Here is a 26,389-nt window from a genome sequence, read left to right on the forward strand (position 1 = left end):
TGAGGAGCAAAAGGGGAGCGGTCACACTTGATGATTCGGGTGAAGTGAAGCTGGGAATGTTCTCATTTGTCCGTTACCGGGGATGCGCACCTTCGCCGATGGCGGCAAACTGCCGGGGTGAACGCAGAACCCGGCCATCCGACCTGGACACCCGCCGAAGGCGACCTTCTCGGCCGGCGCTACCGCCTGGTCCGGGTGGCCGGTGAGGGCGGCATGGCCGTCGTCTGGGAGGCCCACGACGAGGTGCTTGCCCGTACCGTCGCGGTGAAGGTGCTGGCGCCCGAGTGGGCCGGCGATCCGGAATTCCGGGAACGGGTCCGGTTCGAGGCGCAGGCGGCGGCCGCGATCACCCACCCGAACATCGCTCAGGTGCACGACTACGGCGAGGCCAACGAGGTGCCGTACGTCGTGATGGAGTTCGTGCCCGGCGGAACCCTGCTGCGGCGTCTCGGCCAGGGCCTGCCGCAACCCCGGTTCGCCATGCGGGTCGCTGCGGAGGTCGCGGCCGCGCTCGCCGCCGCCCACGCCGGGGGTCTCGTGCACCGCGACGTCAAGCCCGCGAACGTGATGCTGTCGGCGACCGGGGCCAAGGTGGTCGACTTCGGCATCGCGGCCGCGATCGCACCCTCCGGGTTCGGCACCGACGGCGAGATGATCTTCGGGACCACGGCCTATCTGGCCCCGGAACGTCTCCGCGACGACGCCGTCGAGCCCGCCTCCGACGTGTACGCGCTCGGGCTGCTGCTCCACCTGATGCTGGTCGGCCGCTCGCCGTGGACCATCGAGGACACCACCACGATGCTGTCGAAGCACACCTACTTCGAGCCGCCGCCGCTGCCGTCCGTGCCCGGCGTCCCCGGCTACGTCATCAAGCTGGGCAACCGGTGCTTGCAGGCGGAACCGTCGGCGCGGCCGAGCGCGCGGGAGGCGGCCGCACTGCTGGCCCAGGGCGCAGGCCGGAACACCGCGACCGAGGACCGCGAACCCGCACCGGCGTCCGCGTTGGTCGCTGCCGAACTCTCGCGACTGGTCCCATCCGACTCCGCCCGGGCCACCGCTGCCCGGGCGGCGAAGACCGCCACGCCGGTCGGGCGCCGGCGGCGTCTGATCGCCGGGAGCGCCGTCGCGCTTCTCCTCGCCGCCGGCGCGGCGTGGCTGTTGCAGCGGGACGAGCCGGCCACCGTCCCGGAGGCGTCGCCCTCGGCGGTGCGGTCCACGCCGGCCGCCACGGCACCCACCCTCCGGGCCTCCAAGGCGGCCGCGGGAGCCGCGACCCGCGGCGCGACAGCCACTACTGCGGCGGCCCGGGCGACAACGTCTCCTCCTGGCGGGGGCCTGGACGGGCCGGCGGCGCCCCCCACGACCGCGAGCGCCGAACCGACCATCTCCGCTGCCCCTGAGGAGCGCACCTTCACTTCGGAGGCCGGATCGATCCGCGCGATCTGCCCGGAACCGTCGACCGCCGAGATCCTCTCCTGGGCCACGACCAAGCCCTACAAGGTCGACGACACCGATGTTGGACCATCGGACGGGCCGTCGGTCACGTTCCGGCACGGAAACACCTACGTCACGATGATGGTGAGCTGTGCCGGGAGCGAGCCTTCGATGGTCAACAGTGCATCGTGATGCTGACCCATGCTTTCCTCACCATGCGAACTCCTCGGCGTGGATCCGATGATCGGGCAGGCCGGCGTCGCGCAGGCTGGTGCGTACGGCGGCCATCCAGGCCGGTGGCCCGCACACATAGGCCTCGCGCTCGGCGACGTCGGGAACCAGCCACCTCAGCGCCGCCGTGTCGTCGCCCTGGCTGTAGCCCGCCGGCAGCCAGGACCGGTGACGCCCGCGGCCGCCCTCGAGGTAGAGGACGCGGACGCCGTAGCTGCGGCTGAGGTCGCCCAGTTCGGCGCGGAAGACCGCCTCGGTGTGCGTGCGGACCCGGTAGAGCAGCGTGGTGCCGGTTCCGGCCGGGCCGAGGTCATCGAGCAGAGCGCGCATCGTGGTGATGCCGACTCCGGCGGCGATCAGCAATGCCCGGCGGCCGCGCGACCGTTCCGCGGTCAGCGCCCCGTAGGGCCCTTCGACAAGGACCCGGGTTCCCGGGCGCAAGCCGCCGACCCGGCCGCTGCCGTCCCCGAGGTCCTTGACGGTGATGCGTAGTAGATCTTGGCTCGGCCCCGCCGACAGCGTGTAGGGATGCGCCCGCGACCACCCCGGGCCGTCGAGGAAGCGCCACAGGAAAAACTGGCCGGCGCGGGCCGGTAGCCGGTCGAGCCGATGTCCGCGCAGGTAGACCGAGACCACGCCGGGAGCCTCGGCGACCACTGTGTCGACCCGCAGGCGGTGGTACGCCGAACGCCAGATCGGCAGCGCGACCCGGAAGACAAGCACCGCCGCCAGGGCCGAACCGTACAGCCCCCACCAGTACACGCGGGCGACGGGCCCGGCGGTGAAATCGGCCCCGGTCCAGAGCTGGTGCGGCAGGGCCAGCCCGACCCCGAGGTAGGCGTACAGGTGCAGCAGGTGCCAGGTCTCGTAGCGCTGCCGGCGGCGCGCGGCACGGACCGAGAGGAGCACCACCAGGATCAGCAGCAGCGTGCCCGCGGCCGCCAACAGCATGCCCGGGAACGTGACCGTGAGGTGCCAGCCCTCCGCGAGCACCCCGGCCCGCCCGGACTGCGCGTAGCCGATCGTGGTGAGCAGGACGTGGGCCATCATCAGCCAGAACGACGCGAAGCCGATCACCCGGTGCCGCCGGGCCAGCAGGTCCTGGCCGTATGCGCGTTCGACCCACGGGATCCGGGCCATCAGCAGCACCTGCAACAGCAGCAGATCGGAGGCGACCAGGCCGGTCAGCCGGCCGATCGTGGTCGCCGGCTCACCGAGACCTTGCACGTTGCCGATCCCGCCGTTCGCCAGCCACAGCGCCACCACGGCTACCACACTCAGGATGGCGGCCGAGCCGGCGGCATCACGCCACCAGCGGCGCGGCGCGTGCGGTGGCGGGATGCGATGGTGCGACCCGGCCAACCGGACCCGGCCCGACACACCTTTGCTCGTGATGCTCACTGCGCCAGCGTGGCTCGTGGAAATGGGAGAACTCGAAGAATCGAGTCCCTACGCTTTCGGGTGGTAAACGGTTTGCGCCCGAAGTGGCATCTTCCGGAAGGATTTATATGAGTACCGTCAACGGACTGCCGGCACACATCCTGCTGGTGCACGCGATCGTCGTGTTGTTGCCGCTTGCGGCGTTGTTGCTCGTCCTGACCTCGGTGCTGCCGGGTGTTCGGCAGCGTCTGGCCGGGCCGAACGCGATACTGGCGGTGGTGGTGGTCGTTCTGGTGCCGCTGACCACGAGTGCGGGCGAGTGGCTCGAACATCGGCTCCCGGAGAGTGCGCTGCTGCGTGACCACACCGAACTCGGCGACACGGCGATCTTCTACGCCGTTCCGATCGCGGTGCTGGCTCTGGTCGTCTGGTGGCGGGGTCGCGAGGCCACCGTGGAGGCCGCCGCCGGCGATGTGCTGCCGGGGTCCGGTGGTACGGCGACGCTCACCCGCCGGCGTACCTACCTGGCGCCGCTTTCGACGACCGTGACGGCGGTGATCGCTGTGCTGGCGATCATCTCGGCGGGCGCCGGCGTTTACGGCGTCTACCGGATCGGTGACTCGGGTTCGAAGGCGGCGTGGACCGGGACGGCGAGTCAAGCGCCCTGATGTCTGCCCTCCGCCCGGAGACGCCTTGTCACAAGCGGGTTTCACGTATGTGAATGTATTGACACGGGAATTGTTATCGTTAACAATTCCCGGCAATCAGCGCCGGGCTTCGGCTGGCGTACCCCCGTTCTGCGATCGAGGCCCGCCATGGTTGCCGCTGCCCGCCGTGCGTTTGTTCGCGCCGTCGCCGTCACCGCCGTCACCGCCGTCGCCCTGATCGGCAGTCGCGTGCCGGCGTCCGCTGACGTCACCGACGGGCTTGTTCTTCGCTACGACCTCAGCCAGACCACGGGCACCGCCGTCGTTGACGACTCCGGTAACGGGCACGGCGGCACGCTGGTGGGCGACGCCTCCTGGTCGGCGTCCGGCGGCCTGAAACTGGGCGGCACCAACGGGTACGTCCGGCTGCCGAACGACATCCTGTCCGGACTGCGGCAGATCACCGTCTCGGCCGACGTGCTGATCGACCCCGCGCAGGCCACGCCGTACATGATCTGGGCGATGGGCAACACCGACGCCGCGGGCGTCGGCAACGGCTATGTGTTCACCACCGGCGACACCTACCGGGCGTCGATCGCGAGTGGCAACTGGTCGACCGAGCAGACCACGCGGTCCGCCTCGCCGTTGCCGCGGGGGGTGTGGGTGAGCATCGCGTACACCCTGGACAGCTCCGGGGTGGCCACCGCCTACCTGAACGGCGCGGCCGTCGCCACCCAGGCCGGCGTCACCCTCACCCCGGCCGGCCTCGGCGGCGGTACGACGACCGCCAACTACCTGGGTCGCTCGGTCTACACCGCGGACGCCTACCTGCGCGGGCAGGTTCGCAATTTCCGGATCTACGACCGGGCGCTGAGCGCCACCGAGGCGAACGGCATCGCCATCACCGACAGCGTGCGGGTGGTGGCCGACCGGGCGGCCTTGACGCTCGGCGACACCAGCGCGGTGACGACCGACCTCACACTTCCGGCGACCGGGCCGGTCTACGGCAGCGCGATCACCTGGTCCTCGTCCGATCCCGCGGTGATCAGCGACCGCGGCGTGGTGACCCGGCAGGCCGCCGACGCCCAGGTCACCCTCACCGCGTCGATCAGCAGCGGCGATGTCAAGGACACCCGCGCCTTCACGGTGACCGTGCCGGCCGACCTGTCCGACGCCGCGAAGGCCGCCGAGGCGGCGGCCGCGCTCACCGTCGCCAACGTCGACGACGTACGCGGAAACCTCACCCTCCCGGTGACCGGCCGCTACCAGAGCCGGATCTCCTGGGCCTCGGCCGACCCGGCGATCATCACCGCTACCGGCGAGGTGCACCGGCCCACCGCCGGGAGCCCGGCCGGCAAGGTCGGACTCACCGCGACGGTGCGGGTCGGCTCGGCCACCGCCGTCCGCACGCTGGTCGCCACCGTGCCGCCGCTGCCCGCCGCGTCGCCGCTCGCCGGCTACACCTTCGCCTATTTCACCGGCAACACCGTCGCCGGCGAGAAGATCTACTTTGCGGCGAGCGAGGGCAACAACGCCCTGAAGTGGAAGGAACTCAACGGCGGCAACCCGGCCCTCGCCTCGACGTTGGGCACCAAGGGACTGCGCGACCCGTTCCTGATCCGCTCCCCGGAGGGCGACAAGTTCTATCTCATCGCCACCGACCTGTCGATCGGCGGCGGCACGTCGTGGGACGCCTCGCAGCGTCAGGGCAGCCGTTACATCGAGGTCTGGGAGTCCACCGACCTGGTCACCTGGGGACAGCAGCGGCACGTGCTGGTCTCCCCGCCGACGGCCGGCAACACCTGGGCACCCGAGGCCTTCTGGTCGGCGGAGCTCGGGTCGTACGTCGTCTACTGGGCCTCGAAGATCTACGCCGCGTCGGACCCCGGGCATACCGGCACCACCTACAACAAGATGCTGTACGCGACCACGCGTGACTTCGTGACGTTCAGCGACGCCCAGGTGTGGCAGGACTTCGGTGCCTCCCGCATCGACAGCACGGTCATCGCGGAGAACGGCGTCTATCACCGATTCACCAAGGACGAGGGCGGTGTCACCGGATGCAGTGACATCATCCAGGAACGCGCCGACTCCCTCGTGGCCGTCGACGACGCGTCCGACCCGGCCTGGGACCCGGACAACCCGAAGTGGAAGATCGTCGCGTCCTGCATCGGCAAGGCCGCCGGGACGTCGGCGGTGGAGGGCCCCACCGTCTTCAAGGCCAACCCCGGTGACACCTCCGGCAACAAGTACTACCTGTTCGTCGACGAGTACGGCGGGCGCGGCTACATCCCGCTCGGCACCGACGACCTCAACCAGCCGCAGTGGAAGGTGCCGGCCGCCTACACGCTGCCGGCCAGCCCTCGCCACGGCACCGTCCTGCCGGTCACCAAGGCCGAACTCGACCGGCTCACCGGCGCTCCGCAACCGCTCCCGGCCGGCGCGGACGGCCTGATCGCCCGCTACCCGCTGGAGACCGGCACTGCCGACGCCTCCGGCAACGGCAACAACGCCCAACTGCTGGGTGGCGCGACCTTCGCGGACGGCAGCCTCACGTTCGGCGGGACGAACGGCTACCTCCAGCTGCCGAACAACGCGCTGGCCGGTCTGGACGCCATGACGGTCTCGGTCGAGGCCTGGGTCGATCCGGCCCAGACGACGCCGTACTTCCTGTGGGGCATGGGTAACACCTCCGCAGGCACCGGCAACGGTTACGTCTTCAGCACCGGGGACAGCGCCTACCGGGCCGCGATCGCCTCGGGGAACTGGACCACCGAGCAGAACGCCACCAGCGGCAGTGCGCTGCCCCGCGGCGCGTGGCACACGCTCACGTACACGCTCGGGGGTGGGACGGCGACGCTCTACCTCGACGGACGCCAGGTCGGGGCGAACGCCGCGGTCACCCTGACGCCGGGTTCGATCGGTGGCGGCGTCACCACCGCGAACTACATCGGACGGTCGGTCTACACCGGCGACAAGTACTTCAAGGGCCGGATGCGCGACTTCCGCCTGTACAACCGGTCCCTGGCGGCCGGCGAGGTCGCTCAGATCGGCGCGAACGCCACCGTGGTGACCGCCGTGACGCTCGACAGCCTCAAGGCGCCGGCGTTGATCGACGGCGACGCGGGCACCATCGTGCTCCCGGTCAAGGCCGGCACCGACGTGCGCAACCTCGCGCCGGTCTTCACCGTCGCGGGTGGTTCGGCGGTGACCGGCGCGGAGGCCGGCGACTGGTCCACGGCGCGCCGCATCACCGTCACCAGCCCGGCCGGGGTGACCCGCGGGTACACGGTGACGACCCGGGTGATGCGCTCGCCGGTCCTGCCCGGCCTGTACGCCGATCCGAACATCGTGCGGTTCGGTGACACCTACTACATCTATGCGACGACGGACGGCTTCGACGGCTGGAGCGGTACGACGTTCACCGTCTGGTCGTCCACCGACCTGGCCACCTGGACGAAGCACGGCACGATTCTCGACCTGGCCGACGTCTCGTGGGCGCACACCAACGCGTGGGCGCCGTCCGCGGCCTATGCGAACGGGACGTACTACTTCTATTTCTGTGCCGCCGGCAACATCGGGGTGGCGACCTCGGACTCGCCGACCGGACCGTTCACCGACTCCGGGGCACCGCTGGTCAACCGCCAGGACTTCGGCGGCGCCCAGCAGATCGACCCGGCGGCGTTCACCGACGACGACGGCCGGAGCTACCTGTACTGGGGCAACGGCACCGCCTATGTGGCCCCGCTGAACGCGGACATGACCTCGCTGGGGGAGCGGCGCACCATCACCGGGCTCACCGACTTCCGCGAGGGCCTGTTCATGAACAAGCGGAACGGCGTCTACCACCTGACCTACTCGATCGACGACACCCGCAGCGAGAACTACCGGGTCGGCTACGCCACCGCCACCAGCCCGTACGGTCCGTTCACCGCGCGTGGCGTCATCCTGGCCAAGGACCGTTCGCTGGGCATCCTGGGTACCGGGCACAGCTCGATCGTGCAGGTGGCCGGCGTCGACGAGTGGTACATCGCCTACCACCGCTTCGCGATCCCCGGCGGCGACGGGACGCACCGGGAGACGACGCTCGACCGTGTCTACTTCGACGACGACGGCTTCATCCGGCCGGTCGTGCCGACCCTGGAGAGCGTCGACCCGCTCAGCTACACCGGAGTGCTGCCGACCGCCAACCTTCCGGCTTCGGGATGGCTGGGCTCGGGCGCGACACTCACGCTCACCGGCGGGGCCGGCAACAGCGAGCTTCAGTACGCGGTGACGCCCGGCAACTGGGTCACCTACACCGACCCGGTCGCCCTGCCCGCAGGCAGTTACACCGTGTCGTACCGGGCGCGGGGCACCAACCGCATCCTCAGCGCTCCGGTGGACGTCCGGGTGCAGGTCGACGCGGAGGCGCCGATGACCGCGGCGGAGGTGACCACGACCGGCACGACATCGACGGTGACGCTGAGCGCCCAGGACACCGAGTCCGGGGTCGCCGCGATCGCCTACCGGGTCGGTAGCGGGGCCTGGCAGGACTACCGGAAGCCGTTCACCGTCACCGGGGTCCAGCAGGTCCAGTTCCGGGCCACCGACCACGCCGGGAACGTCGCGGACGTGCAGAGCATCAGCGTCCCGCTGGTCCGCGACACGACCGGGCCGGAGGTCGCCGCGACCACCAGCCCGGCGCGGGCCACCGGCACGGCCGGCTGGTTCACCTCCGCGGTATCGGTGATCGTGACGGCCACCGACCCGTCCGGCGTCCCGATCCGCGAGTATCGCGTCGACGGTGGCGGGTGGCGCACGTACACCGGTCCGATCCCGGTCCGCGACGGCGTGACGACCGTGTCGGTCCGGGCCACCGACGGATGGGGAAACCAGTCGCCGGTGAAAGCCCTGACCGTCAAGCGCGACACGGTGAAGCCGGCCGCGGACGCGGAGGTGACCAAGGCGAAACGAACGGCGACGATCCGGTTGACCGCGACCGACGCGACCTCCGGCATCCAGCTCATCCAGTACCGGCTGGACGGCGACCGCACCTGGCACACCTACGGAAAGCCGCTCACGGTGTCCGGGAAGGGCCTGCACGTGATCTGGTATCGCGCGGTCGACCGGGCCGGGAACGCGAGCAGCCCTCGTCCGCAGTTGTTCCAGGTGCCACCGAGGAGGTGACCGCCGAGGCCGCCCGGCGCGCGCCGGCCCTATGGGAGCGCTCCCGCAGCTGCTAGCTTGAACATCGGTTCTGGTCGATCGCTGCCGAGGAGACCGTGTCATGCGGAGAGCCATCGTCGCTGTTCTCGCTGCATTCGCTGGGGTGCTCGGCGCGGCCGGGCCGGCCGTCGCCGCGGTGCAGCCGGCGTCGAACGCCGGGTTTGTCACCCGCTCCGGCAGCACGCTCAAGCTGAACGGCAAACCGTTCCGCTTCGGTGGCACCAACAACTACTACCTGTTCTACAAGAGCCGGGCGATGGTCGACGACGTCTTCGCCGACGCGCGGACGGCCGGCTTCGACGTGATGCGGACCTGGGCGTTCGGCCTGATCGGCAACGCCGACGGCAGCAACTCGGTCGCCCCGGCGCCGGACGGCGTGTACTTCCAGTACTGGGACGGCGAGAAGCCGGCCTTCAACGACGGGCCCAACGGGCTCGAGCGCCTCGACTACGTCATCGCCGCGGCGCAAAAGGCCGGGCAGCGGCTCGTGCTGCCGCTGACCAACAACTGGTCCGACTTCGGCGGCATCGACCAGTACGTACGCTGGCGCGGCGCCTCGTACCACGACGACTTCTACACCGACCCGGTGATCAGGGGCTGGTACAAGGACTACCTCGCGCACATCCTGAACCGGGTCAACACGATCACCGGCGTGAAGTACCGGGACGACCCGACGATCATGACGTGGGAGCTGGGCAACGAGCCGCGCTGCAAGGGCTCCGGCGGCTACCCGCAGAGCGCTGCCTGCACCACGGACACGCTGACCGGCTGGGCCGGCGAGATGACCTCATATCTCAAGTCGCTCGACCGCAACCACCTGGTGAGCGTCGGCGACGAGGGCTTCTTCTGCGACGGGCCGGACGCGCCCGACTGGATCGACAACTGCGGCGAGGGCGTGGACAGCATCGCGCTGGCCTCGCTGCCGTCCGTCGACGTGATGTCGTACCACCTGTACCCGGACGGCTGGGGCAACCGCACGCCGCAATGGGCCGACGACTACATCACCCGGCACAACACCGCCGCCAAGCAGCTCGGCAAGGCCGTGATGCTCGGCGAGTTCGGCTGGAAGGACAAGGCCACCCGAAATCCGGTCTATCAGGAATGGACAAACACCTTTACGCGTACGGGTGGGAACGGTTTCCTCTACTGGATCCTCTCCGGCTCGCAGGACGACGGCACGCTCTACCCGGACTACGACGGGTTCACCGTCTACTGCCCGAGCCCGGTCTGCACCACGATCTCGAACGCCACCACCGAGATTGCCCACGGGCAGCTGTCGCTCCCGCCGGTCGCCGACAACGACACCGCGATCACCGCGGCGAACACCCCGGTGACCCTGCAACCGGCCGCCAACGACATCGCCTACCGTGCCAAGATCCGCCCGGCGAGCATCGACCTCGACCCGGCCACCGCGGGACGGCAGACCAGCGCCACGGTCACCGGCGGCGTCTTCACCGTCGACGGCGCCGGCGCGCTGACCCTCACCCCGCAGGCCGGATTCGCCGGCAAGGCGATCACCTCCTACGTGCTCCAGGATCAGGCCGGTCGCTGGTCCAACGTGGCCACCGTGACGGTGACGGTCAAGCCGGACCCGGCCGCGGCGCAGCTGCTCTACTCGTTCGAGGACGGCGTCGAAGGCTGGGCGTCCGCGTCCTGGCAGACGAACGCGGGCACCGTCGAGCAGACCACCGAGTTCGCCACCGAGGGCACGCACGGCCTGCGTGTCGCGGCGGCCGACGGCGGCTGGTTCGGCGTCACCCTCGCCGGGCCCGTCGACATGTCGAGCCGGTCGTCGTTGAAGTACGACCTGCGCACCAGCCCGGCCGCGGGCACCAACGCGGCGATCGCGGTGCAGACCGGGTCCGGGTTCGCCTGGTGCCAGTCCGGCTTCACCTGGATCAACCAGGACACGACGACAACGGCGACGATCGACCTGCAGACCGCGATGTCCTGCGACAGCGCCGCACTCAGCGACGTCCGCGTGCTGTGGATCTACATCAACCCCGGAACGGTGGACCTGGACAACGTCCGCATCGAATAACCCGCGAAAGCGGTCTGTCACCGACCTGATCGTCTCCTGCGGCAGGCCGTCCCGACGGTCGAACCACACGATTGCGCGGGTTCGCACCCCTCACAGGCTTCGCAAACCTAGCATTTCGTATGTTCAGGTGCGCAACGCGAGGTGGCCGATGACCCCCGATCCTTCGACACCGGGCAGCGCGGGCCGGCTGTTCGTGACGACCGTGGCGGCTGCCGGTCCCGATGACGGCGACCCGGTGGCGGCGCTGTTCACCACGTCCCTCGGCTTCCGGCGGGGGCCGGACCTTGACCTCGGCCGCGCCGACACGCTGTGCGAGCAGCTGCGCGACCTGGCCGGCGAGTGCGCCGGCGGCGACACCCTGGTCGTAGCGATCACGGCCCGTGGCTCCGTCGTCGAGGACGACCTGGTGCTGCTGCCCGAGCCGCCGGGCGACGCGCCGGGTGTTCGGGTGGGCAAGATCGTGGCATCGCTGCTCGCCGGTGCCACCCCGATGGGCCGGCTCGCGCTCCTGCTGGACGTGGGCGGTGATCCCGAGGCGGCCACGTGGGCGGTGCCGATAACCGCGGCCGGCGGCGCCGTGCTGGAGGTGGTCCTCGCCGCTACCCCGGCCACCGCCCGGGCACCCTCGCCGTTCGCCGTTCTGTTCGCCCGCGCCGCGATGTTGCCGGCCAGCGGTGGTCCCGCCCAACCGCTGCTGACGCTGGCCGGAATCGTCCGTACGCTGCGAGCCGACCTGTCGAGCGGGAACGTGGCCGAGGCTCTGACCGTCACCCACCACAGCTTCGGGTCAGCCAGGGCGGCGGCGGTGACCTTTCCGAACCCCCGGCACACGGCCACTGCCGTCGCCGCGGCGCGGTTCATCGGCCGCCGCGCAGCCCTCGCCGCCGTCACCGGCTGGTTGGCGGGCGGCCGGGACGCCCCGGTCCTGCAGGTGGTCACGGGGGTGGCCGGCTCCGGTAAGTCCGCACTGCTGCGAGCCGCGGCCGGCACCGGCCCCCATCTTCGGCTGGACGCCGAGGGCCGCACCGAGGACGAGGTCGTGGCCCGGATCACCGCTGCGCTGGAGGCGGGCCGGCCACTGACCGTCGTGGTCGACGGTGTGGACGAGGCGGTGGACCCGCCGGAGCTGATCCGTGCCGTGTCGGCCCTGCTCGCGGCCTACGGTGGTGAGTTGCGGGTGCTGCTCGCCGCCGGGAGTGAGTTGCTGCCGTTGTTCGTCGCCGAGGCGCAGATCGTCGACCTGGATGCCGCGGAGTACCTCGACCGCGACGCGGTCCGCGAACTGGCCGGCGAGGAACTGCGGCGGGCGATGCCGGACGGGTCGTTCGCGACGGCGGACGCGGCCCGGGCCGCCGAGGCGATCGCGGCGGTGCCCGGACAGTCGTTCCTCACCGCCCGGATCGTCGCCGCGTCGGTCGCCGCCGGTGCGCGGCTCACCGCCGTCGACGACCCGCAGTGGCAGGCGGCGCTGCCCGATGATCTCAGCGCGGCCGTGCACGCCGACCTGTCCGGCCGGCTGGGGGACGATGCCGCCCGGGCCCGGGCGCTGCTGCTGCCGCTGGCGTACGCCCAGGGAGCCGGCCTGCCGTGGGAGGACACCTGGCCGGCACTGGCCGAGGCGCTGCACCCGGGCGACCGGTACGGGCACGACGACGTGCGCCGGCTCTGTGACAGCGTGCCCGGCTACCTCGTGGAGGACCTGAGCGACGGTCAGTCCGTGTACCGGTTGAGCCACGCTGCCCTCGCCGACTGCCTGCGCGCCGGCCGCGACGAGACGGCCGACCACCGCGCCATCGCCGGTGCGCTGCGTGCCGCGGTGCCGCGGACCGCCGGGCGGGGACCCAGCTGGGCGGACGCGCAGGCGTACACCCGCACCCATCTGATCACCCACGCCGCCGCCGGACAGGACGTGGACGACCTGTTCACCGATGTCGGCTTCCTCATCGTCGCGGCCCACCCCCAGATGGTGGCCGCGCTGCCGGCGGCCCGGAGCGAGGCCGCCCAGGCGGCGGTCGACGCGTACCGCCGGGCCGAGGAGCAGGCCACGGAGGGTACCCACGCCGCCTACCTGGAGCTGGCCGCCCGGTGCGGTGGGGCGACCACCCTCGCCGACGCCTTCGCCGAGTTCCCGCGGCCGTGGTCGGCCCGGTGGGCGTCATGGCACGTGGATCTCCCGCACCGCCCGCTGGCCGGGCACACCGGCGCCGTGCTGTGCGCCGCGGTCGGCCAGCGGGCCGGCGCCGACGTGGCCGTCACCGGCTCCGACGACCACACCCTGCGGCGGTGGGACCTGACGAGCAGCGAGCCGATCGCCGAGCCGCTGTGCGGCCACACCGCCGGGGTCACCGCCGTCGCGACCGGCTGGATCGGTGACCGCCCGGTGGCCGTCTCCGGCAGCGACGACCGGACGATCCGAAGGTGGGACCTGGTCACCGGCTCGCCGATCGGCGAGCCCCTGACCGGGCACACCGGTGGCGTCACCGCGCTCGCGCTCGGCGCCGCCGGCGGGCGCACCTGGCTGGTCTCGGCCGGACGGGACGGCACCGTCCGGCGGTGGGATCCGGACACCGGCCGCCCCATCAACCCGCCCCTGACCGGGCACACCGGTGCGGTCACCGCGGTGGCGCTGGGGGAGCTCGACGGATCCCCGATCGTGGTCAGCGGCGGGCACGACAGCACCATGCGGGTCTGGGACCTGGCCGACGGTGCCCTGCTGGGCAAGCCGATCAGCGGGCACGACGCGCCCTTGACCGCGGTGGTCCTCGCCGTCCACGACGAGGTGCCGATCGCCGTCACGGCGGATCAGAACGGCATCGTCCGGCGGTGGAACGTCAGCAGCCACAGCCCCATCGGGTCTTCGCTGATCGGTCACACCGAGGCGGTCACCGGTCTCGCCGTGGCCGAACTGGACGGCGCACCGCTCGTCCTGTCGAGCTCCGACGACCGGACCGTACGGGCGTGGGACCTGGTCACCGGCCGCACCGTCGGCGAGCCGCTCGCCGGCCACACGCGCGGGGTCGCCGCCGTCGCCTTCGGACACGTCGACGGCTGGCCGGTCGTGGTGTCCGGCGGCCACGACCACACCGTACGGCTGTGGGATCTGGCTCTGAAATGGCACTCCGGCCGGCCGTTCGCCGGACACAGCGACTCGGTGATGTCGCTGGCCGCGCTGAGCCTCGACGGGACACCGATCGTGGTCTCCGGCAGCGCCGACCACACCCTGCGGGTGTGGGACCTGCTGAGCGGCCATCCGATCGGCCGGCCGATCGCCGGCCACACCGGCGCGGTCTGGTCGATCGCGGCCGGCGACCGCGACGGCCGTCCGGTCGTCGTCTCCGGCGGCGCCGACTACCGCGTGCGGCTGTGGGATCTCCTCGAACACCAGCGATTCGGCGGGCCGCTGACGGGTCACAGCGCCTGGGTGTGGGCGGTGGCGCTGACCGAGATCGACGGCCGTCCGGTCGCGGTGTCCGGCGGCGACGACCAGACCGTGCGCGTCTGGGACCTGGACGCCATGGCGGAGCTGCACAACGGCATCGGCCACAGCAGCGGCGTCACCGCACTCGCCGCCGGCCGGCTCGATGATCGGCCGATCGCCGTCTCCGGCGGACGCGACAAACAACTGCGGCTGTGGAATCTGGACAGCGGCCGCCCGGTCGAGCAGACGATGACCGGCCATTCCGGCACCGTCTGGACGGTGGCGCTCGGTGCGGTGAATGAGCGGCCGGTCGCGATCTCCGGTAGCGCCGACCACACGGTGCGGCTGTGGGACCTGACCACCTGCGAGCAATTCGGCCGGCCGCTGACCGGACACCACGGCACGGTCACCGCCCTGGCCGTGGCCCGGCTCGACGACCGGGAGGTGCTGGTCTCGGGCAGCGACGACCGGACCGTGCGGGTGTGGGATCTGGCGACCCGCAAGCCGGTCGGCAAACCGCTGACCGGGCACAGCGGCGGTGTCCGGGCGGTGGCCGTGGTGGACCGCGAAGGCACCCCGGTCGTCGTCTCCGGCGGGCACGACAACACCATCCGGGTCTGGGACCTCGCCACCGGCACGCCTCTGGAGTACGCCGAGTTCGAGCACGACGCCGTCGGCGCCGTGGCGGTCGGCGACCTGAACGGCGTTGCCGTGGTGGTCGCCGGCGGCGCCGACCACCGCGTACGGATCTGGGATCTGAACACCGGGCAGCCGGTCGGGGTGGCGCTCACCGGTCACACCGCTCCGGTGACGTCGCTCGCCCTGGCCGAGGTCGACCGCCGCAGCGTCGCCGTGTCCACCGGGCCGGACCGGACCGTCCGGGTGTGGGACCTCGCCGCCGGCCGGGCATTCGGAGACCCGCGGACCGGGCACCCCGGCGGGGCGGCGTGTCTGGCTGCCGGTCGCGTCGACCGGGAGCCCGTGCTGGTCACCGGCGGTCACGATCGCACCGTGCGGTTGTGGGATCTGGCGACCGGCCGAGCCCGGGGCGGGCCGCTGACCGGGCACACCGGCGGGATCACCTGCGTCGCGGTCGGGCGAATCGACGAGACGGACATCGTGGTCAGTGGCGGGACGGACCGGACCGTCCGGCTGTGGAGCCTCGCCACCGGGCACCCGCTGGGCGAACCGCTGATCGGGCACGCCGCCGCCGTCACCGCCGTCGCGGTGTACCAGGTCGACGAGCATCCGGTGGCGGTCACCGCCGATGCCGGCGGCACAGTTCGGGCCTGGAATCTGACGGCGGGGCGGCATCGCCGCTGGTCGCTACGGCGGGAACGCCAGGTGTCACACCCGGGCGAGGTCCGCGCCGGCGCGGCGGTCGACGGGCTGGCCCACCTCGGCGACGGCCGGTTGGCGCTGGCGGCGGGCCCGGCGCTGCTGCTCGGTGCCGGCGCCGGCACCGAACCGGAACGGAGGATCGTGCTCGACACGCCGATTCTGGCGGTCGCCGGACGAGGCGGGCACGTCGTGGCGGGTACCGAGCGCGGCGTGATCGCGTTTCAGGTCACGCCGCAGCCGAGCCAACCGTGAACAGGCATTTGTGTCGGCTGCCTGAACGGGTCCATCCGCGCTGCCCGGTCGCCTTCGACCGCTGCGCTACCGAGGATCCGCCCGCCATCACCTGGAAGGGCCACACCGTCCGATGCCTGCGGCACACCAAAGGACATCTTCCCGGACGCGATGTCCCGTGCAGGTCGTCAAGCGCGGCGCGATGACCCGAAGGCTCTGGAGCGGCAGATGGCATCGATCTGGCGCTGACGAGTTGCGGTCACTCCGGTGTCGGGCTGGACGACGTCGGGTCGGCCACCTCGGCGACCAGGGCGACCACCTTGCCGAGGTGTTTCGGGGTGGTGAGGTGACCGACGCCTGGCATGACCCGCAGGTCGATGTTCATGGTTCGGCGCAGGGCCGGTCCCAGCCGCGCCGGGGGCAGGAACCGGTCGTGTTCTCCCACGCCGACGACGCAGGGCTGTTCGGCGCGGCGGGCAAGGATCTCGGCGGGCAACGGTGGTGGGGCCAGCGTCGTGCGGCAGCTGGTGGCCATGAGGGTCATCCACTGCACCTCGGTGTCGGGTGGCGCGGTGCCGGGGGCGACGAACAGCCGGAGCATCGTGCGGGTGTGTTCGGTGGTGGGCCGGAGCAGCCACCGGGCCGAGGCCAGTGCCAGTTCCGGGTCCACCTTGAGGCGGATGATCCCGGCGGGGGAGATCAGCACCCGCCCCGCGATTCGCGGCGACCCGGCGGCCAGGGCCACGGCGGCGCCGAGCGAATTTCCCACGACGACCACGTCGTCGCCGTCCATCGTGGTCAGGATCTCGTCCAGCGTCCGGCCGTACCAGGCGAGCCGGGACCGGGGCGGGCGGCGTGGATCGCTGAGTCCGGGCTGGCCCGGCAGATCCACCACCGTGGTCGCCCACCGCGCCGACAGGGCATGCAGCCACCCCAGCGCGACTGCGGCGTTGGAGCCGGTCCCGGGCACCAGGAGGATCCGCGTCGGCCCGGTTCCGGCGGAGGTCAACGACACCTGTCCGGCACCGGTTCGCACCGTCCGCTGCCGGACGGGGAAGTCCGCCCGCGCCAACGCGTCGGAGCACCACCGTCGTACCGCTTGTTCACCACGCGCGTTCCGGTAGACGGTCGGCATCACGCAAGTGTGTTCCCGCGGTCCTGATCAGTCGAGGGCCGAGGGTGGTGTCCCTTGCAAATGCGTAAGTCCACGCTAACCTATTCGGGTGGTCGACGCCTTCTCCGCAGCAGCCGAGCCGACACGGCGACGCTTGTTGCAGCTGCTGGCGACCGGTCCGAAGACGGTCGGCGAGCTGGCCGAGCACTTCACGGCCACCCGGCCGGCGATCTCCCAGCACCTTGCGGTGCTGGCCGGCGCCGGGCTGGTGACCGCCCGCAAGGACGGCCGGCACCGCCACTACAGCGTGGTGCCTGCCGGCATCGCCCAGCTGCGCGCCGAGATCGACCGCTTCTGGAGCACCGAGCTCGAGCTCCTGGTGGCCGACGCCACCAGGAGAGCCACTACGCACCCCGAGGAGCATTACTCGTGATCGTTGAGAAAACCGCGTTGCTGCCCGTCTCCGCCGACGAGGCCTTTGCGCTCATCACCGAGCCGGACCGCCTGCGACGTTGGCTCACCGTGTCCGCCCGGGTCGACCTGCGGGCGGGCGGGGAGTTCCGCTGGACCCTGACCCCGATGGCGGTCACCGTCGGCTCGATCACCGAGGTCGAACCCGGGCGGCGGCTCGTGCTCAGCTTCGGCTGGGAGGACTCGCCCGATCCCCGCATGGACACGGTGATCATCACGATCGAGCCCGTCGACGGCGGCACCCTCGTACGCCTGGTCCACGACGGCATTCCCGCGGACAAGGGCGAGGGCGTCTTCGAAGGCTGGACCCACTTCTTCGAGCGGCTCGAACGCGCCGCCGCCGGCGGTGACGCGGGTCCCGACGAGTGGGCCGCCGCCCCGGAGCGCCTCGATCAACTCACCTCGGCCAACGCGACGCTCGCCGTGCTGCAGCACGTGCTGCGCGGCATCGGCGAGGACGACCTCGGCAAGTCGACGCCTTGCAGCGAGTTCACCGTGGGCCGGCTCGAGACGCACCTGCGGGGTTCGCTGACCTCGTTGACCAGCCTGGCCGGTGGCACGCTCGGGCCGGTCCCGGCCGGTGACCTCGAGTCGCGGATCGCCGAGGCGGCCCGGCAGGCGGTCGAGACCTGGATGCGGCGGGGCCTGGACGGCACGGTGCAGGCCGGGTCGCAGGAGCTGCCGGCGACCCTCGCGGCGGGCATCCTGTCCGTGGAGTTTCTCGTCCACGCATGGGACTTCGCGTCCGCCACCGGACAGAAGGTGACCGTGTCCGACGAGGTCGCCACCTACGTCCTCGGCCTCGCCGAACAGATCGTCACGCCCGGGCTTCGCGAGAGCGCGGGCTTCGACCCGGCGATCCCGATCAGCGCGGATGCACCCGCGCTGGATCGCCTCGTCGCGTTCTCGGGCCGCCCCGTCTGAAACGCAAAGCCACCGTCATTGCTGGGCGCCGCGTAGTTCGGCGTGCATCTCCCACGGTGCTTGCGGCAGCACCTGGCCGGTCTCGAGCAGGGACTTCAGGTTGGCCATGACCGCGGGCCAGCCGGCCGAGACGAGTTCGACGTCCTTGTCGGTCGCGAGGTTCACGTGCGTGACGGTCAGCCGGACGATGTCGTGGTGCGGTTCGACGAGGAACGTAACCGTGGAGGGGTTCGACGTGGCCTCGGCATCCGCATCGTCGAAAGTCATGACCAGGCGAGTCGGCGGGGTCACCTCGACGACGACGCCCCCGGCGTCGGCGATGCCCGAGCCGTCCGTGCGCTGATGCTCCCACCGGGAGCCGGGTTCCCACTCGGAGACGTTGCGGTGTCCCCAGTAGGCGCCGGTCAGGTCCGCGTCGGTCAGCGCTTCCCAGACCCGTTCGGGGGTGGCGTGGATGTAGGTCACGTACACATAGGTGGGTTTGCCGGTGAACATGTGCGGCTCCTCTGCGTGTCGCCGGATGGTGTCGAGAGCGTGTAGCCGGGGCTGCTCGAAGGGAGCGATCCATCGCTGCTGCAACTCGTGGATCGGAACGGGGTTGAGGTAGTGCCGTCTCTCCCGGCCGTGCCGGACGATGCTGATCAGGTTGGCTTCCAGCAGGATGCCGAGGTGCTGGGTCACCGACTGCCGGGTCATGGCCAGCCGTCCGCAGAGCCGGCCCAGCGTCTGGCCGTCCTCCTGGCGGAGGCTGTCGAGCAGCTGGCGGCGCGTGGGGTCGGCGAGCGCCTTGAACACTCCGTCCATGTCACCGGCCACAGCCAGCATTATGCAGGTGATTGCCTGCATAATGTCAAGCGAGCGTCAATGCGCGCGTCCGGTACGGTGAACGAAGGTGTGCCGGGAAGCCTGGTCGGCGATGAGGTAGAAGGCCGTCCACAAGGGGCACACCATGATCCTCGACATCGCCGGCGCGGTCGCCGGGCTGATCCTGCTGGCCGTCGCGGCCGACCATCTCGTGCTCGGTTCGTCCCGGCTCGCTCGCCGGTTGCGGATATCTCCGGTCGTCGTCGGTGTCGTGGTGATCGGCCTGGGCACCTCGGCTCCGGAGTTCCTGGTCTCCGGCCTGGCCGCGGCCCGCGGTGACACCGGCATCGCGGTGGGCAACATCGTCGGCTCGAACATCCTCAACCTGACCCTCCTGCTCGGCCTCGCGGCACTGATCGCCCCGATCCCGGTGGCGTCGCGGGTGATCCGGCGGGAGGTGCCGCTCGCCGTCGCCGCGGTCGGCCTGTTCGGGCTGATCGCCGTCGTCGCGGGCCTGGGCGTGCGGACGGCCGTGATCCTGGCCGCCGCGGGCCTGGCCGCCGTGTGGCTGCTGGTGCGGTGGGCCCGCGACGGCCGGGACGAGGCCGGGCTGGCCGGCGACGTCGAGGAGTTCGTCGCTCGTCCCCACCGCACCGGCCTGGAGGTGCTGCGAGCGGTTCTCGGCCTTCTCGGCGTCCTGGCCGGAGCTCAGCTGCTGGTGACCGGCGCGTCGGCGGTCGCGGCCAGTCTCGGCGTGTCGCAGCTGGTCATCGGCTTCACCCTGGTGGCGCTGGGCACCTCCCTGCCCGAGCTGGTCACCTCGGTGCAGGCGCAACGCCGGGGCGAGTCGGACCTGGTCGTCGGGAACCTGTTCGGCAGCAATCTGTTCAACAGTCTCGTCGGCGGCGCGGTGATCGGCTTCGCGGACGGCACCACGGCGTACGCCGGAAAGGTTTTGACCGTGACGATGCTCTTGAGCGCCGGCCTGGCCTGGCTGTTGTTGCGCCGCGGCCGGCGGCTCACGCGCCTCGACGGCGCCCTGCTGACCCTGGCGTACGCGATCGTCGCTCCGCTGCTGTTGTCGGCCTGACCGGATTTTCGGCTCCGGAGCGGGTAGGTTAGCGGGTGGTGCGCCGGGAAGCCTGGTCGGCAAGTGGCTGTCCCGACCCCGAAAGCTGGCCTTTTCGTGAGTGAAGCACCGCGTCTGTTCAGTCCCGGCTCGTGGGGTGAGGCGCGCCGCATCGCCGACGTGCTCCGCAAGGAGACGATCGGTGGCGCGTTGCTGCTGGCCGGCACGCTGGTCGCGCTGATCTGGGCGAATTCGCCCTGGTCCGGGGGTTACGACACGCTGGTCGGCTTCACTGTCGGCCCGTCCGCGCTGCACCTGGACCTGTCGCTGGGGACCTGGGCAGCCGACGGCCTGCTGGCGATCTTCTTCTTCGTCGCCGGGCTGGAGCTCAAACGCGAGTTCGTGGCCGGTGATCTGCGTGATCCGCGGCGGGCGGCGGTGCCGGTGGCCGCCGCGGCGGGTGGCGTGATCGTGCCCGCGGTGTTCTACACGCTGGTCAATCTGGGCGGCGCGGTTCAGGGCTGGGCGATCCCGACGGCGACCGACATCGCGTTCGCGCTGGCCGTGCTGGCCGTGGTCGGGCGGTCGCTGCCGACGGCGTTGCGCACGTTCCTGCTGACCCTGGCAGTCGTGGACGACCTCCTCGCGATCGTGATCATCGCTGTTTTCTACACCGCCCACCTGTCCGTGTTGCCGCTGCTCGCGGCCCTGGTGCCGCTGGCGCTGTTCACCGTGCTGGTGCAGCGGCGGGTGCGATCCTGGTGGCTGCTGCTACCGCTGGCGTTCGCGGCGTGGGCGCTGGTGCACGCCTCCGGGGTGCACGCGACCGTCGCCGGGGTGCTGCTCGGCTTCGCCGTACCCGTTCTGCGCTCCGAGCGGGCCGGCGGCCCCGAGGCCGGGCCCGGCCTGGCCGAGCATTTCGAGCACCAGTTCCGGCCGATCTCGGCCGGGATCGCGGTGCCGGTCTTCGCGTTCATGTCGGCGGGCGTGGCGATCGGCGGCGTCGAGGGGCTGACCTCGGCATTGTCCGATCCGATCGCCATCGGGATCATGGTTGGCCTGGTCGTCGGGAAACCGATTGGGATCCTGCTCGCGACGTGGCTCACGGCCCGGTTCACCCGGGCGACGATCGACTCCGGCCTGTCCTGGATCGACATAGCCGGCCTCGCCGTGCTGGGCGGGATCGGCTTCACGGTGTCGCTGCTGATCGGCGAGCTGGCCTTCGGCGCCGGCGAGCGGGACGACCACGTGAAGGTGGCGGTACTGCTGGGCTCGCTGGTCGCCGCGATGCTGGCGTCGGTCGTGTTGCGGGCCCGCAACCGCGTCTACCGGCGGATCCGGGAGGCCGAGCAGGTGGATCGCGACGGCGACGACATCCCTGACATCTACCAGCGCCGGGACCTGCGGGCCTGAGCGTAGGGTCGGGTCATGCGCGCATGGAACGTGGCTGTCCAGATGACCACGGTGGTGGAGAGCACGCCGGCTCGGGAGGCGGCCCGGGTGCTGGCGGCGCAGGATCTGCCGGGTCTGGTGGTGGTCGACGGGAAGGGCCGTCCGATGACGGTACTGGCCGGGACGCAGGTGCTGCGGATGGCGCTACCGTCCTACTGCCAGGACGATCCGGCCCTGGCCCGGGTGATCGACGAGAAGGCGGCCGACGTCATCTTCGACGGTATCGGCGACCGCACGGTGGGCGACCTACTCCCGCGCATCCGGCCGGAGCTTCCGGCGGTCAGCGCCGACGCGACGCTCCTGGAGGTCGCCTCGGTGATGGCCCGCTCGAACGTACCCTTGGTCGCGGTGGTCGACGCCGACCGGGTGATGACCGGTGCAATAACGCTCGACGGTCTGCTCGACCGGATGCTCGGTACCTAGAGATCAGGCAAAGGCGAAAAAGCGTAGCCAGAGGTACGGCACGGCCAGCGCGACCGAGATGGCGGTGACGATCAGCCCGTACTTGGTAAAGCCCCAAAACGAGATGCGATACCCGGCCCGTTCGGCGATCCCGAGCACGACGACGTTGGCCGAGGCGCCGACGGCGGTGGCGTTGCCGCCCAGGTCGGCGCCGATGGCGAGGGCCCACCACAGCACCTGGGCGTGGTCGTTGCCGCCCGAGGCGTCGACGAGCTCGGCGACGATCGGGCTCATCGTCGCCACGTACGGGATGTTGTCGACGATGGCCGACAGGGCGGCGGAGGCCCAGAGCAGCAGCAGGGTGGCCGGCCACAGCTTCCCGGCGACCGCGTCGGTGGCGGCGTGCGCGATGCTGTCGATGACCCCGGTGGCGACCAGCCCGCCGACCATGACGAACAGGCCGGCGAAGAACACCAGGGTCGGCCATTCGACATCCTTGGCGACCTCGGTCGCGTCCAGCCGGGACAGCGCGAGCAGCAGCAGCCCGCCGAGCAGCGCCACCACCGACGGCTCCAGGCCGAGCACCGTGTGCAGGCCGAACGCGATCAGCACCGCGCCGAGCACGGCCAGGCTGAGCACGACCAGACGCGGATTCCGGATGGCGTCGCGTTCGTGGAGCGCCATCACCCGTTCGACCCGGGCGGCGTCGTAGCGGAACGCCGCCCGGAACATGAACCGGCACAGCACCACCAGCACCGCGAGCACGACCACGATGAACGGGGCCAACACGCTGAGGAAGTCGTTGAAGGTCAGCCCGGACCGGCTGGCGATGATGATGTTCGGCGGGTCGCCGACCAGCGTCGCGGTGCCGCCGATGTTCGAGGCGAGGACCTCCGAGATCAAAAACGGCACCGGGGGTACGCCGAGCCGGTCGCAGACCAGCAGGGTCACCGGCGCCACCAGCAGCACGGTGGTGACGTTGTCGAGCGCGGCCGACACGAGGCCGGTGACGACGATCAGGATCACCATGATCGGGAACGGGCGGCCGCGGGCCTTCTTGGCCGCCCAGATCGCCACGTACTCGAACAGGCCGGTCTGTTTCAGCACACCGACGATGAGCATCATGCCGAGCAGCAGGAAGATGACGTTCCAGTCGATGCCCGAGTCCTCGGAGAAGAACGCGTGCTCGGCGTTCGTGATCCCGAGGGCCAGCATGATCGACGCTCCGCCGAGCGCTACCGCCACCCGGTTGATCTTCTCGGTGGCGATCAGCGCGTAGGCGGTCACGAACACCGCCACCGCGACCCAGGCGAGCACGCCCACGTAGGTTTCTCCCTGGAACTCGGTCAGCCGTCATTGATCGCCGACCAGACTTCCCGGCACACCTGCGATCAACTTAGCAGCGATTCATCCTGCGTTGAGTTCGGCCTCCAGGGCGCGCATGATGTGCGAGCGCCAGCCGCCGCCCATGATCCGCATGGCCTGCTGCTGCCAGGGATCGCCGGGGTCGAAGCCGTCGTGGCGCAGGAACAGGCGGGTGCCGTGGCCTTCGGCGGCCAGGGTCCACGTCACGGTGCTGTCGAGGGCGCCGTTGCACCAGGACCAGCGCAGCAGCCGCTCGGGCTCCAGATCGAGTACCCGGCAGTGCACGATGCCGTCGAACCCGGGCCGCGGCTCGGTGCGGAACGTGAACCGGTGCCCGACGACCGGCGCGAAATCGCTCGGCATCAACCAGGTGGCCAACCGGGCCGGGTCGGTCAGCGCCCGCCACACCTTGCCCGGCGGATGCGGAAGGTACTGGTCGACCTCGATCGAGGCGGGCTCGTCAGTCATCGTCGGCGTCCAGGAACGTCGCGAGGTCGCTCATCTTCTCGCGCCAGAACTGTTCGTAGGGTGCGAGCCATCCGGCCAGCTCGTGCAGCGGCCCGGCCTCCAGGGAGTAGAGCCGTTGGCGGCCGGCCCGGCGCTCGGTGACCAGACCGGCGTCCTTGAGCAGGCGAAGATGCTCCGAAAGGCTCGGCCGGCTCATGTCGAACCGCTCGGCCAGCTGCGCGACGGGGTGCGGGCCGCCGTCGCGCAGCAGCCGCAGCACCTCGCGGCGGGCCGGGTTGGCGATCGCGGTGAAGACGTCGACCTCAGGCACGGACCGGTCGTCCCTGAAGGACGAGCCGGTTGCCGTCGGGGTCGGTGAACACCGCGTACCGGCCCCACGGCGCGTCCTGGACCCCGTCGGGCACCTGCACTCCCTTCGCGGTCAGTGCCGTGACCTCGGCGTCGATGTCGTCGGCGTGCAGGACCAGGCCCTGCAGCGATCCGGCCGGCATGGTGTCGAACCAGGTGACCAGCGTGATCGAGGTCTGCGCCCCTTTCGGTGCGACCTGGATCCACTGCTGGGCCGGGCCCATCTTGTTCTGGCGTACCAGCTCGAAGCCGAGCGTGCCGACGTAGAAGTCGCGGGCCCGCTCCTGGTCGCTGACCGGCAGCGACACCACGTCGATGTGTGTGATCGTCATGCCGCAACAATAGGTAGGAGATCTCCTACCGGTCAAGCCGTCAGTGGCCACCCGGTCAGCGACCTCATCGTCACGGCCGCACGCGCCACCGACTGACCACGTTCGCTCGCCAACGCGGGATATCCGTCCGCACTCAAATCCTCGAGGCGGCCACCGCGCCGTGTGCGGCTCGCGCCGATGTCGACCACCAGTGCGTACCGAGTCATTTCTTTGGCCTTATGGCGTAGTTCCCGGACCGCAACCGAGAGCATTCCGAGATAACCTTTCCGCATATGCCTACCTATCGCACCGCCTCGACGCTTCTTTCCTCGGACGGCACCAGAACCCAGGGCACGGCCGCACTCTTCAGCGAACCCAGCCGTAAGGGCGGAAACTCGCCTTGGGCAGGCGATTTCCGGCCCGCGGACGGCTCCGGCGGTGTCGGAAAAGATGTGGTCGGAAAGACCTTCACGCTGGAGCTGCCCGACGGCAGCACCGGCAAGGTCGTCGTCCTGAGTCGCAAGAGCGGAAAGGGCGGCGTCACGCTGGCGTTGATGGGTGAAGACGAGCCCCCGTTCTGATTCCGAGGCGGCCGCCTGCCGATAGGGCGTCGCGGCGGCCGCTTCTCAGTCGAGCGCCATGATCCGGATGTCGTTCATGGCGCTGGCCATCATGTGCAACCGCTGGGCCGGCAGGTGGCGGCGAAGTAGTGGGAACTCGTCCCTCTCCTGGTCCGCTGCATGGTCGAGCAGGGCGTCGCACACGGCCGCGAACCGGGCGTCGAAGTCGGCGTGCCCGACGCCGAGCCGGACGAGTTCGATGAGCGAGCGGCCGAGTTGTTCGCCCTCTACCTGAAGGCCGAGCGCAATCGCGTCGCCGTCCGGGCCGTTGTTGCGAACCGCCGGGTGAGCAATGGCGAATTCCCCGAGCTGGTGCCGATGAACAGCCTGTTGCAGGGCAGCCAGCGGTTGCCTCTTGTGGTCGCGGCCGGCCTCCCGCACGTCTACGCACCGCCGTCGGATCTGCTCGTGCTCATGGCGCAGAACATCGACGACGTCGGGTGAGACGACAATCTGGAATTTTTGCATGGCGACCCCTGACGTTTGCGGAACACGGGCGCCGGGGTCTGGGGCGATTACACCGCTGACAGTACGCGTACGGGCGGCGCCGGAGCTTGTCTGTTCGGCGGTTCGTGCGACGGCCTGGACGTTGCCGGCTATCTCGGGCTTGCGGCCCCCTGGCGGGGAGTGCAGGCCACCGGCGCCACGACAGTCACCTCCGCCATGCTCGGCCGGCTGCGCACCGACGTCCGTACAAGACCGGAATTCCTCGCCGTGGCCCGCGGATAGTTTCTGCTCGGATGCCTCTTCGCCGGCCGGTGCTGGATCGGCCGAACGCCATACGGGCGCATTCTGCAGAATGCTCGTCGCGTACGGCCGAGCAGGTTCGGACCGGATAATCAAGGGCCAATTCCGCGCTTGGCGACAGAAGACCGCCGAGAATCGCAAGCCCGTGAGATTCCTGTCTCTTCCATTCGAATTCCCGTTCCCGATCTCCCTAGCATTGCCGGTCGAACGCATACCGAATCGCTCGTGTGAGGTCTCCCCATGCACCGGAATGCCGAGGAAATTCGCCGCCAGGCCGCCATCGCCGAGGAACAGACGTTTCTCGACGCGGCCTCGGCGCGCCGGGACCGAGTGGCCGCCGTCCTGGCGGAGCAGGTCGAGCAG

Annotated in this window: 19 protein-coding genes; 11 read left to right on the forward strand and 8 right to left on the reverse strand. The window is 70.8% G+C overall.

Features of this window, described 5'->3' with window-relative positions:
• The first annotated feature begins 117 nt into the window (after positions 1–117).
• Positions 118–1,626, forward strand: coding sequence for a serine/threonine-protein kinase (locus tag Adu01nite_RS44275; RefSeq protein WP_203735399.1), 1,509 nt, complete (start codon positions 118–120; stop codon positions 1,624–1,626).
• 18 nt (positions 1,627–1,644) lie between these two features.
• Here Adu01nite_RS44275 and Adu01nite_RS44280 read toward each other — a convergent pair whose 3' ends face one another.
• The gene (locus tag Adu01nite_RS44280; protein WP_307836677.1) at positions 1,645–3,066 is read right to left on the reverse strand and encodes a ferredoxin reductase family protein; all 1,422 of its coding nucleotides are present in this window, start codon (positions 3,064–3,066) and stop codon (positions 1,645–1,647) included.
• A gap of 107 nt (positions 3,067–3,173) precedes the next feature.
• On the opposite strand from Adu01nite_RS44280, the gene Adu01nite_RS44285 reads away from it, so the two are divergent.
• The 4 genes from Adu01nite_RS44285 to Adu01nite_RS44300 all read left to right on the forward strand — a co-directional run bounded on the left by Adu01nite_RS44285 (position 3,174) and on the right by Adu01nite_RS44300 (position 15,952).
• Complete coding sequence (locus Adu01nite_RS44285) at positions 3,174–3,713, forward strand: DUF2231 domain-containing protein (RefSeq protein ID WP_203735400.1); 540 nt, start codon at positions 3,174–3,176, stop codon at positions 3,711–3,713.
• A 147-nt stretch (positions 3,714–3,860) separates the two neighbouring features.
• On the forward strand, positions 3,861–8,861 hold the full coding sequence (locus Adu01nite_RS44290) for a family 43 glycosylhydrolase (protein ID WP_203735401.1): 5,001 nt from the start codon (positions 3,861–3,863) through the stop codon (positions 8,859–8,861).
• Between the two features lie 100 nt (positions 8,862–8,961).
• Positions 8,962–10,941, forward strand: a complete 1,980-nt coding sequence (locus tag Adu01nite_RS44295) for a cellulase family glycosylhydrolase (protein ID WP_203735402.1) — start codon at positions 8,962–8,964, stop codon at positions 10,939–10,941.
• 148 nt (positions 10,942–11,089) lie between these two features.
• The gene (locus Adu01nite_RS44300) at positions 11,090–15,952 is read left to right on the forward strand and encodes a WD40 repeat domain-containing protein (RefSeq protein ID WP_203735403.1); all 4,863 of its coding nucleotides are present in this window, start codon (positions 11,090–11,092) and stop codon (positions 15,950–15,952) included.
• 238 nt (positions 15,953–16,190) lie between these two features.
• On the opposite strand, the gene Adu01nite_RS44305 is transcribed toward Adu01nite_RS44300, so the two are convergent.
• Positions 16,191–16,946 carry an alpha/beta fold hydrolase gene (locus tag Adu01nite_RS44305; RefSeq protein ID WP_203735404.1) on the reverse strand — a complete coding sequence of 252 codons (756 nt, stop codon included), beginning with the start codon at positions 16,944–16,946 and terminating at the stop codon, positions 16,191–16,193.
• A 208-nt stretch (positions 16,947–17,154) separates the two neighbouring features.
• On the opposite strand from Adu01nite_RS44305, the gene Adu01nite_RS44310 reads away from it, so the two are divergent.
• A complete protein-coding gene (locus tag Adu01nite_RS44310) occupies positions 17,155–17,478 on the forward strand; it encodes an ArsR/SmtB family transcription factor (RefSeq protein ID WP_203735405.1) in 324 nt (107 codons plus the stop codon).
• Positions 17,475–18,440 (forward strand): TIGR03086 family metal-binding protein, encoded by a 966-nt coding sequence (locus Adu01nite_RS44315; RefSeq protein ID WP_203735406.1) that lies wholly within the window; start codon positions 17,475–17,477, stop codon positions 18,438–18,440. Before Adu01nite_RS44310 ends, Adu01nite_RS44315 begins: the two co-directional genes overlap by 4 nt.
• A 15-nt stretch (positions 18,441–18,455) precedes the next feature.
• On the opposite strand, the gene Adu01nite_RS44320 is transcribed toward Adu01nite_RS44315, so the two are convergent.
• On the reverse strand, positions 18,456–19,265 hold the full coding sequence (locus tag Adu01nite_RS44320; RefSeq protein ID WP_239133180.1) for an ArsR/SmtB family transcription factor: 810 nt from the start codon (positions 19,263–19,265) through the stop codon (positions 18,456–18,458).
• A gap of 124 nt (positions 19,266–19,389) precedes the next feature.
• Here Adu01nite_RS44320 and Adu01nite_RS44325 point away from each other — a divergent pair, with 124 nt between their 5' ends.
• The 3 genes from Adu01nite_RS44325 (at position 19,390) to Adu01nite_RS44335 (ending at position 22,188) form a co-directional block, all read left to right on the forward strand.
• On the forward strand, positions 19,390–20,334 hold the full coding sequence (locus Adu01nite_RS44325; RefSeq protein ID WP_203735407.1) for a calcium/sodium antiporter: 945 nt from the start codon (positions 19,390–19,392) through the stop codon (positions 20,332–20,334).
• A gap of 96 nt (positions 20,335–20,430) precedes the next feature.
• The gene (gene nhaA / locus Adu01nite_RS44330; RefSeq protein ID WP_203735408.1) at positions 20,431–21,726 is read left to right on the forward strand and encodes a Na+/H+ antiporter NhaA; all 1,296 of its coding nucleotides are present in this window, start codon (positions 20,431–20,433) and stop codon (positions 21,724–21,726) included.
• A gap of 15 nt (positions 21,727–21,741) precedes the next feature.
• The gene (locus Adu01nite_RS44335; RefSeq protein ID WP_203735409.1) at positions 21,742–22,188 is read left to right on the forward strand and encodes a CBS domain-containing protein; all 447 of its coding nucleotides are present in this window, start codon (positions 21,742–21,744) and stop codon (positions 22,186–22,188) included.
• A 3-nt stretch (positions 22,189–22,191) separates the two neighbouring features.
• Here the strand turns inward: Adu01nite_RS44335 and Adu01nite_RS44340 are convergent, their stop codons facing one another.
• The 4 genes from Adu01nite_RS44340 to Adu01nite_RS44355 form a co-directional block, all read right to left on the reverse strand.
• Positions 22,192–23,490, reverse strand: a complete 1,299-nt coding sequence (locus tag Adu01nite_RS44340) for an ArsB/NhaD family transporter (protein ID WP_203735410.1) — start codon at positions 23,488–23,490, stop codon at positions 22,192–22,194.
• 84 nt (positions 23,491–23,574) lie between these two features.
• The gene (locus Adu01nite_RS44345) at positions 23,575–24,000 is read right to left on the reverse strand and encodes an SRPBCC family protein (RefSeq protein ID WP_203735411.1); all 426 of its coding nucleotides are present in this window, start codon (positions 23,998–24,000) and stop codon (positions 23,575–23,577) included.
• Positions 23,993–24,310, reverse strand: a complete 318-nt coding sequence (locus Adu01nite_RS44350; protein ID WP_203735412.1) for an ArsR/SmtB family transcription factor — start codon at positions 24,308–24,310, stop codon at positions 23,993–23,995. Before Adu01nite_RS44350 ends, Adu01nite_RS44345 begins: the two co-directional genes overlap by 8 nt.
• Entirely contained in the window at positions 24,303–24,680 is a 378-nt protein-coding gene (locus tag Adu01nite_RS44355) for a VOC family protein (RefSeq protein ID WP_203735413.1), read from the reverse strand. Before Adu01nite_RS44355 ends, Adu01nite_RS44350 begins: the two co-directional genes overlap by 8 nt.
• Before the next feature lie 272 nt (positions 24,681–24,952).
• On the opposite strand from Adu01nite_RS44355, the gene Adu01nite_RS44360 reads away from it, so the two are divergent.
• On the forward strand, positions 24,953–25,240 hold the full coding sequence (locus tag Adu01nite_RS44360) for a hypothetical protein (protein ID WP_203735414.1): 288 nt from the start codon (positions 24,953–24,955) through the stop codon (positions 25,238–25,240).
• A gap of 45 nt (positions 25,241–25,285) precedes the next feature.
• Here Adu01nite_RS44360 and Adu01nite_RS44365 read toward each other — a convergent pair whose 3' ends face one another.
• Positions 25,286–25,747, reverse strand: coding sequence for a hemerythrin domain-containing protein (locus tag Adu01nite_RS44365; protein WP_203735415.1), 462 nt, complete (start codon positions 25,745–25,747; stop codon positions 25,286–25,288).
• Positions 25,748–26,389 lie beyond the last annotated feature (642 nt).

Source organism: Paractinoplanes durhamensis, from assembly GCF_016862175.1.
In the GTDB taxonomy this organism is placed as follows: domain Bacteria; phylum Actinomycetota; class Actinomycetes; order Mycobacteriales; family Micromonosporaceae; genus Actinoplanes; species Actinoplanes durhamensis.

What these genes read in the sequence shown, in the direction of transcription:
- Adu01nite_RS44285 (WP_203735400.1), top strand. Translation starts at nt 3,174, where the DNA reads ATGAGTACCGTCAACGGACTGCCGGCACACATCCTGCTGGTGCACGCG.
- Adu01nite_RS44290 (WP_203735401.1), top strand. Translation starts at nt 3,861, where the DNA reads ATGGTTGCCGCTGCCCGCCGTGCGTTTGTTCGCGCCGTCGCCGTCACC.
- Adu01nite_RS44295 (WP_203735402.1), top strand. Translation starts at nt 8,962, where the DNA reads ATGCGGAGAGCCATCGTCGCTGTTCTCGCTGCATTCGCTGGGGTGCTC.
- Adu01nite_RS44300 (WP_203735403.1), top strand. Translation starts at nt 11,090, where the DNA reads ATGACCCCCGATCCTTCGACACCGGGCAGCGCGGGCCGGCTGTTCGTG.
- Adu01nite_RS44320 (WP_239133180.1), bottom strand. Translation starts at nt 19,265, where the DNA reads ATGCTGGCTGTGGCCGGTGACATGGACGGAGTGTTCAAGGCGCTCGCC.
- Adu01nite_RS44325 (WP_203735407.1), top strand. Translation starts at nt 19,390, where the DNA reads ATGATCCTCGACATCGCCGGCGCGGTCGCCGGGCTGATCCTGCTGGCC.
- Adu01nite_RS44335 (WP_203735409.1), top strand. Translation starts at nt 21,742, where the DNA reads ATGCGCGCATGGAACGTGGCTGTCCAGATGACCACGGTGGTGGAGAGC.
- Adu01nite_RS44345 (WP_203735411.1), bottom strand. Translation starts at nt 24,000, where the DNA reads ATGACTGACGAGCCCGCCTCGATCGAGGTCGACCAGTACCTTCCGCAT.
- Adu01nite_RS44355 (WP_203735413.1), bottom strand. Translation starts at nt 24,680, where the DNA reads ATGACGATCACACACATCGACGTGGTGTCGCTGCCGGTCAGCGACCAG.
- Adu01nite_RS44360 (WP_203735414.1), top strand. Translation starts at nt 24,953, where the DNA reads ATGCCTACCTATCGCACCGCCTCGACGCTTCTTTCCTCGGACGGCACC.
- Adu01nite_RS44365 (WP_203735415.1), bottom strand. Translation starts at nt 25,747, where the DNA reads ATGCAAAAATTCCAGATTGTCGTCTCACCCGACGTCGTCGATGTTCTG.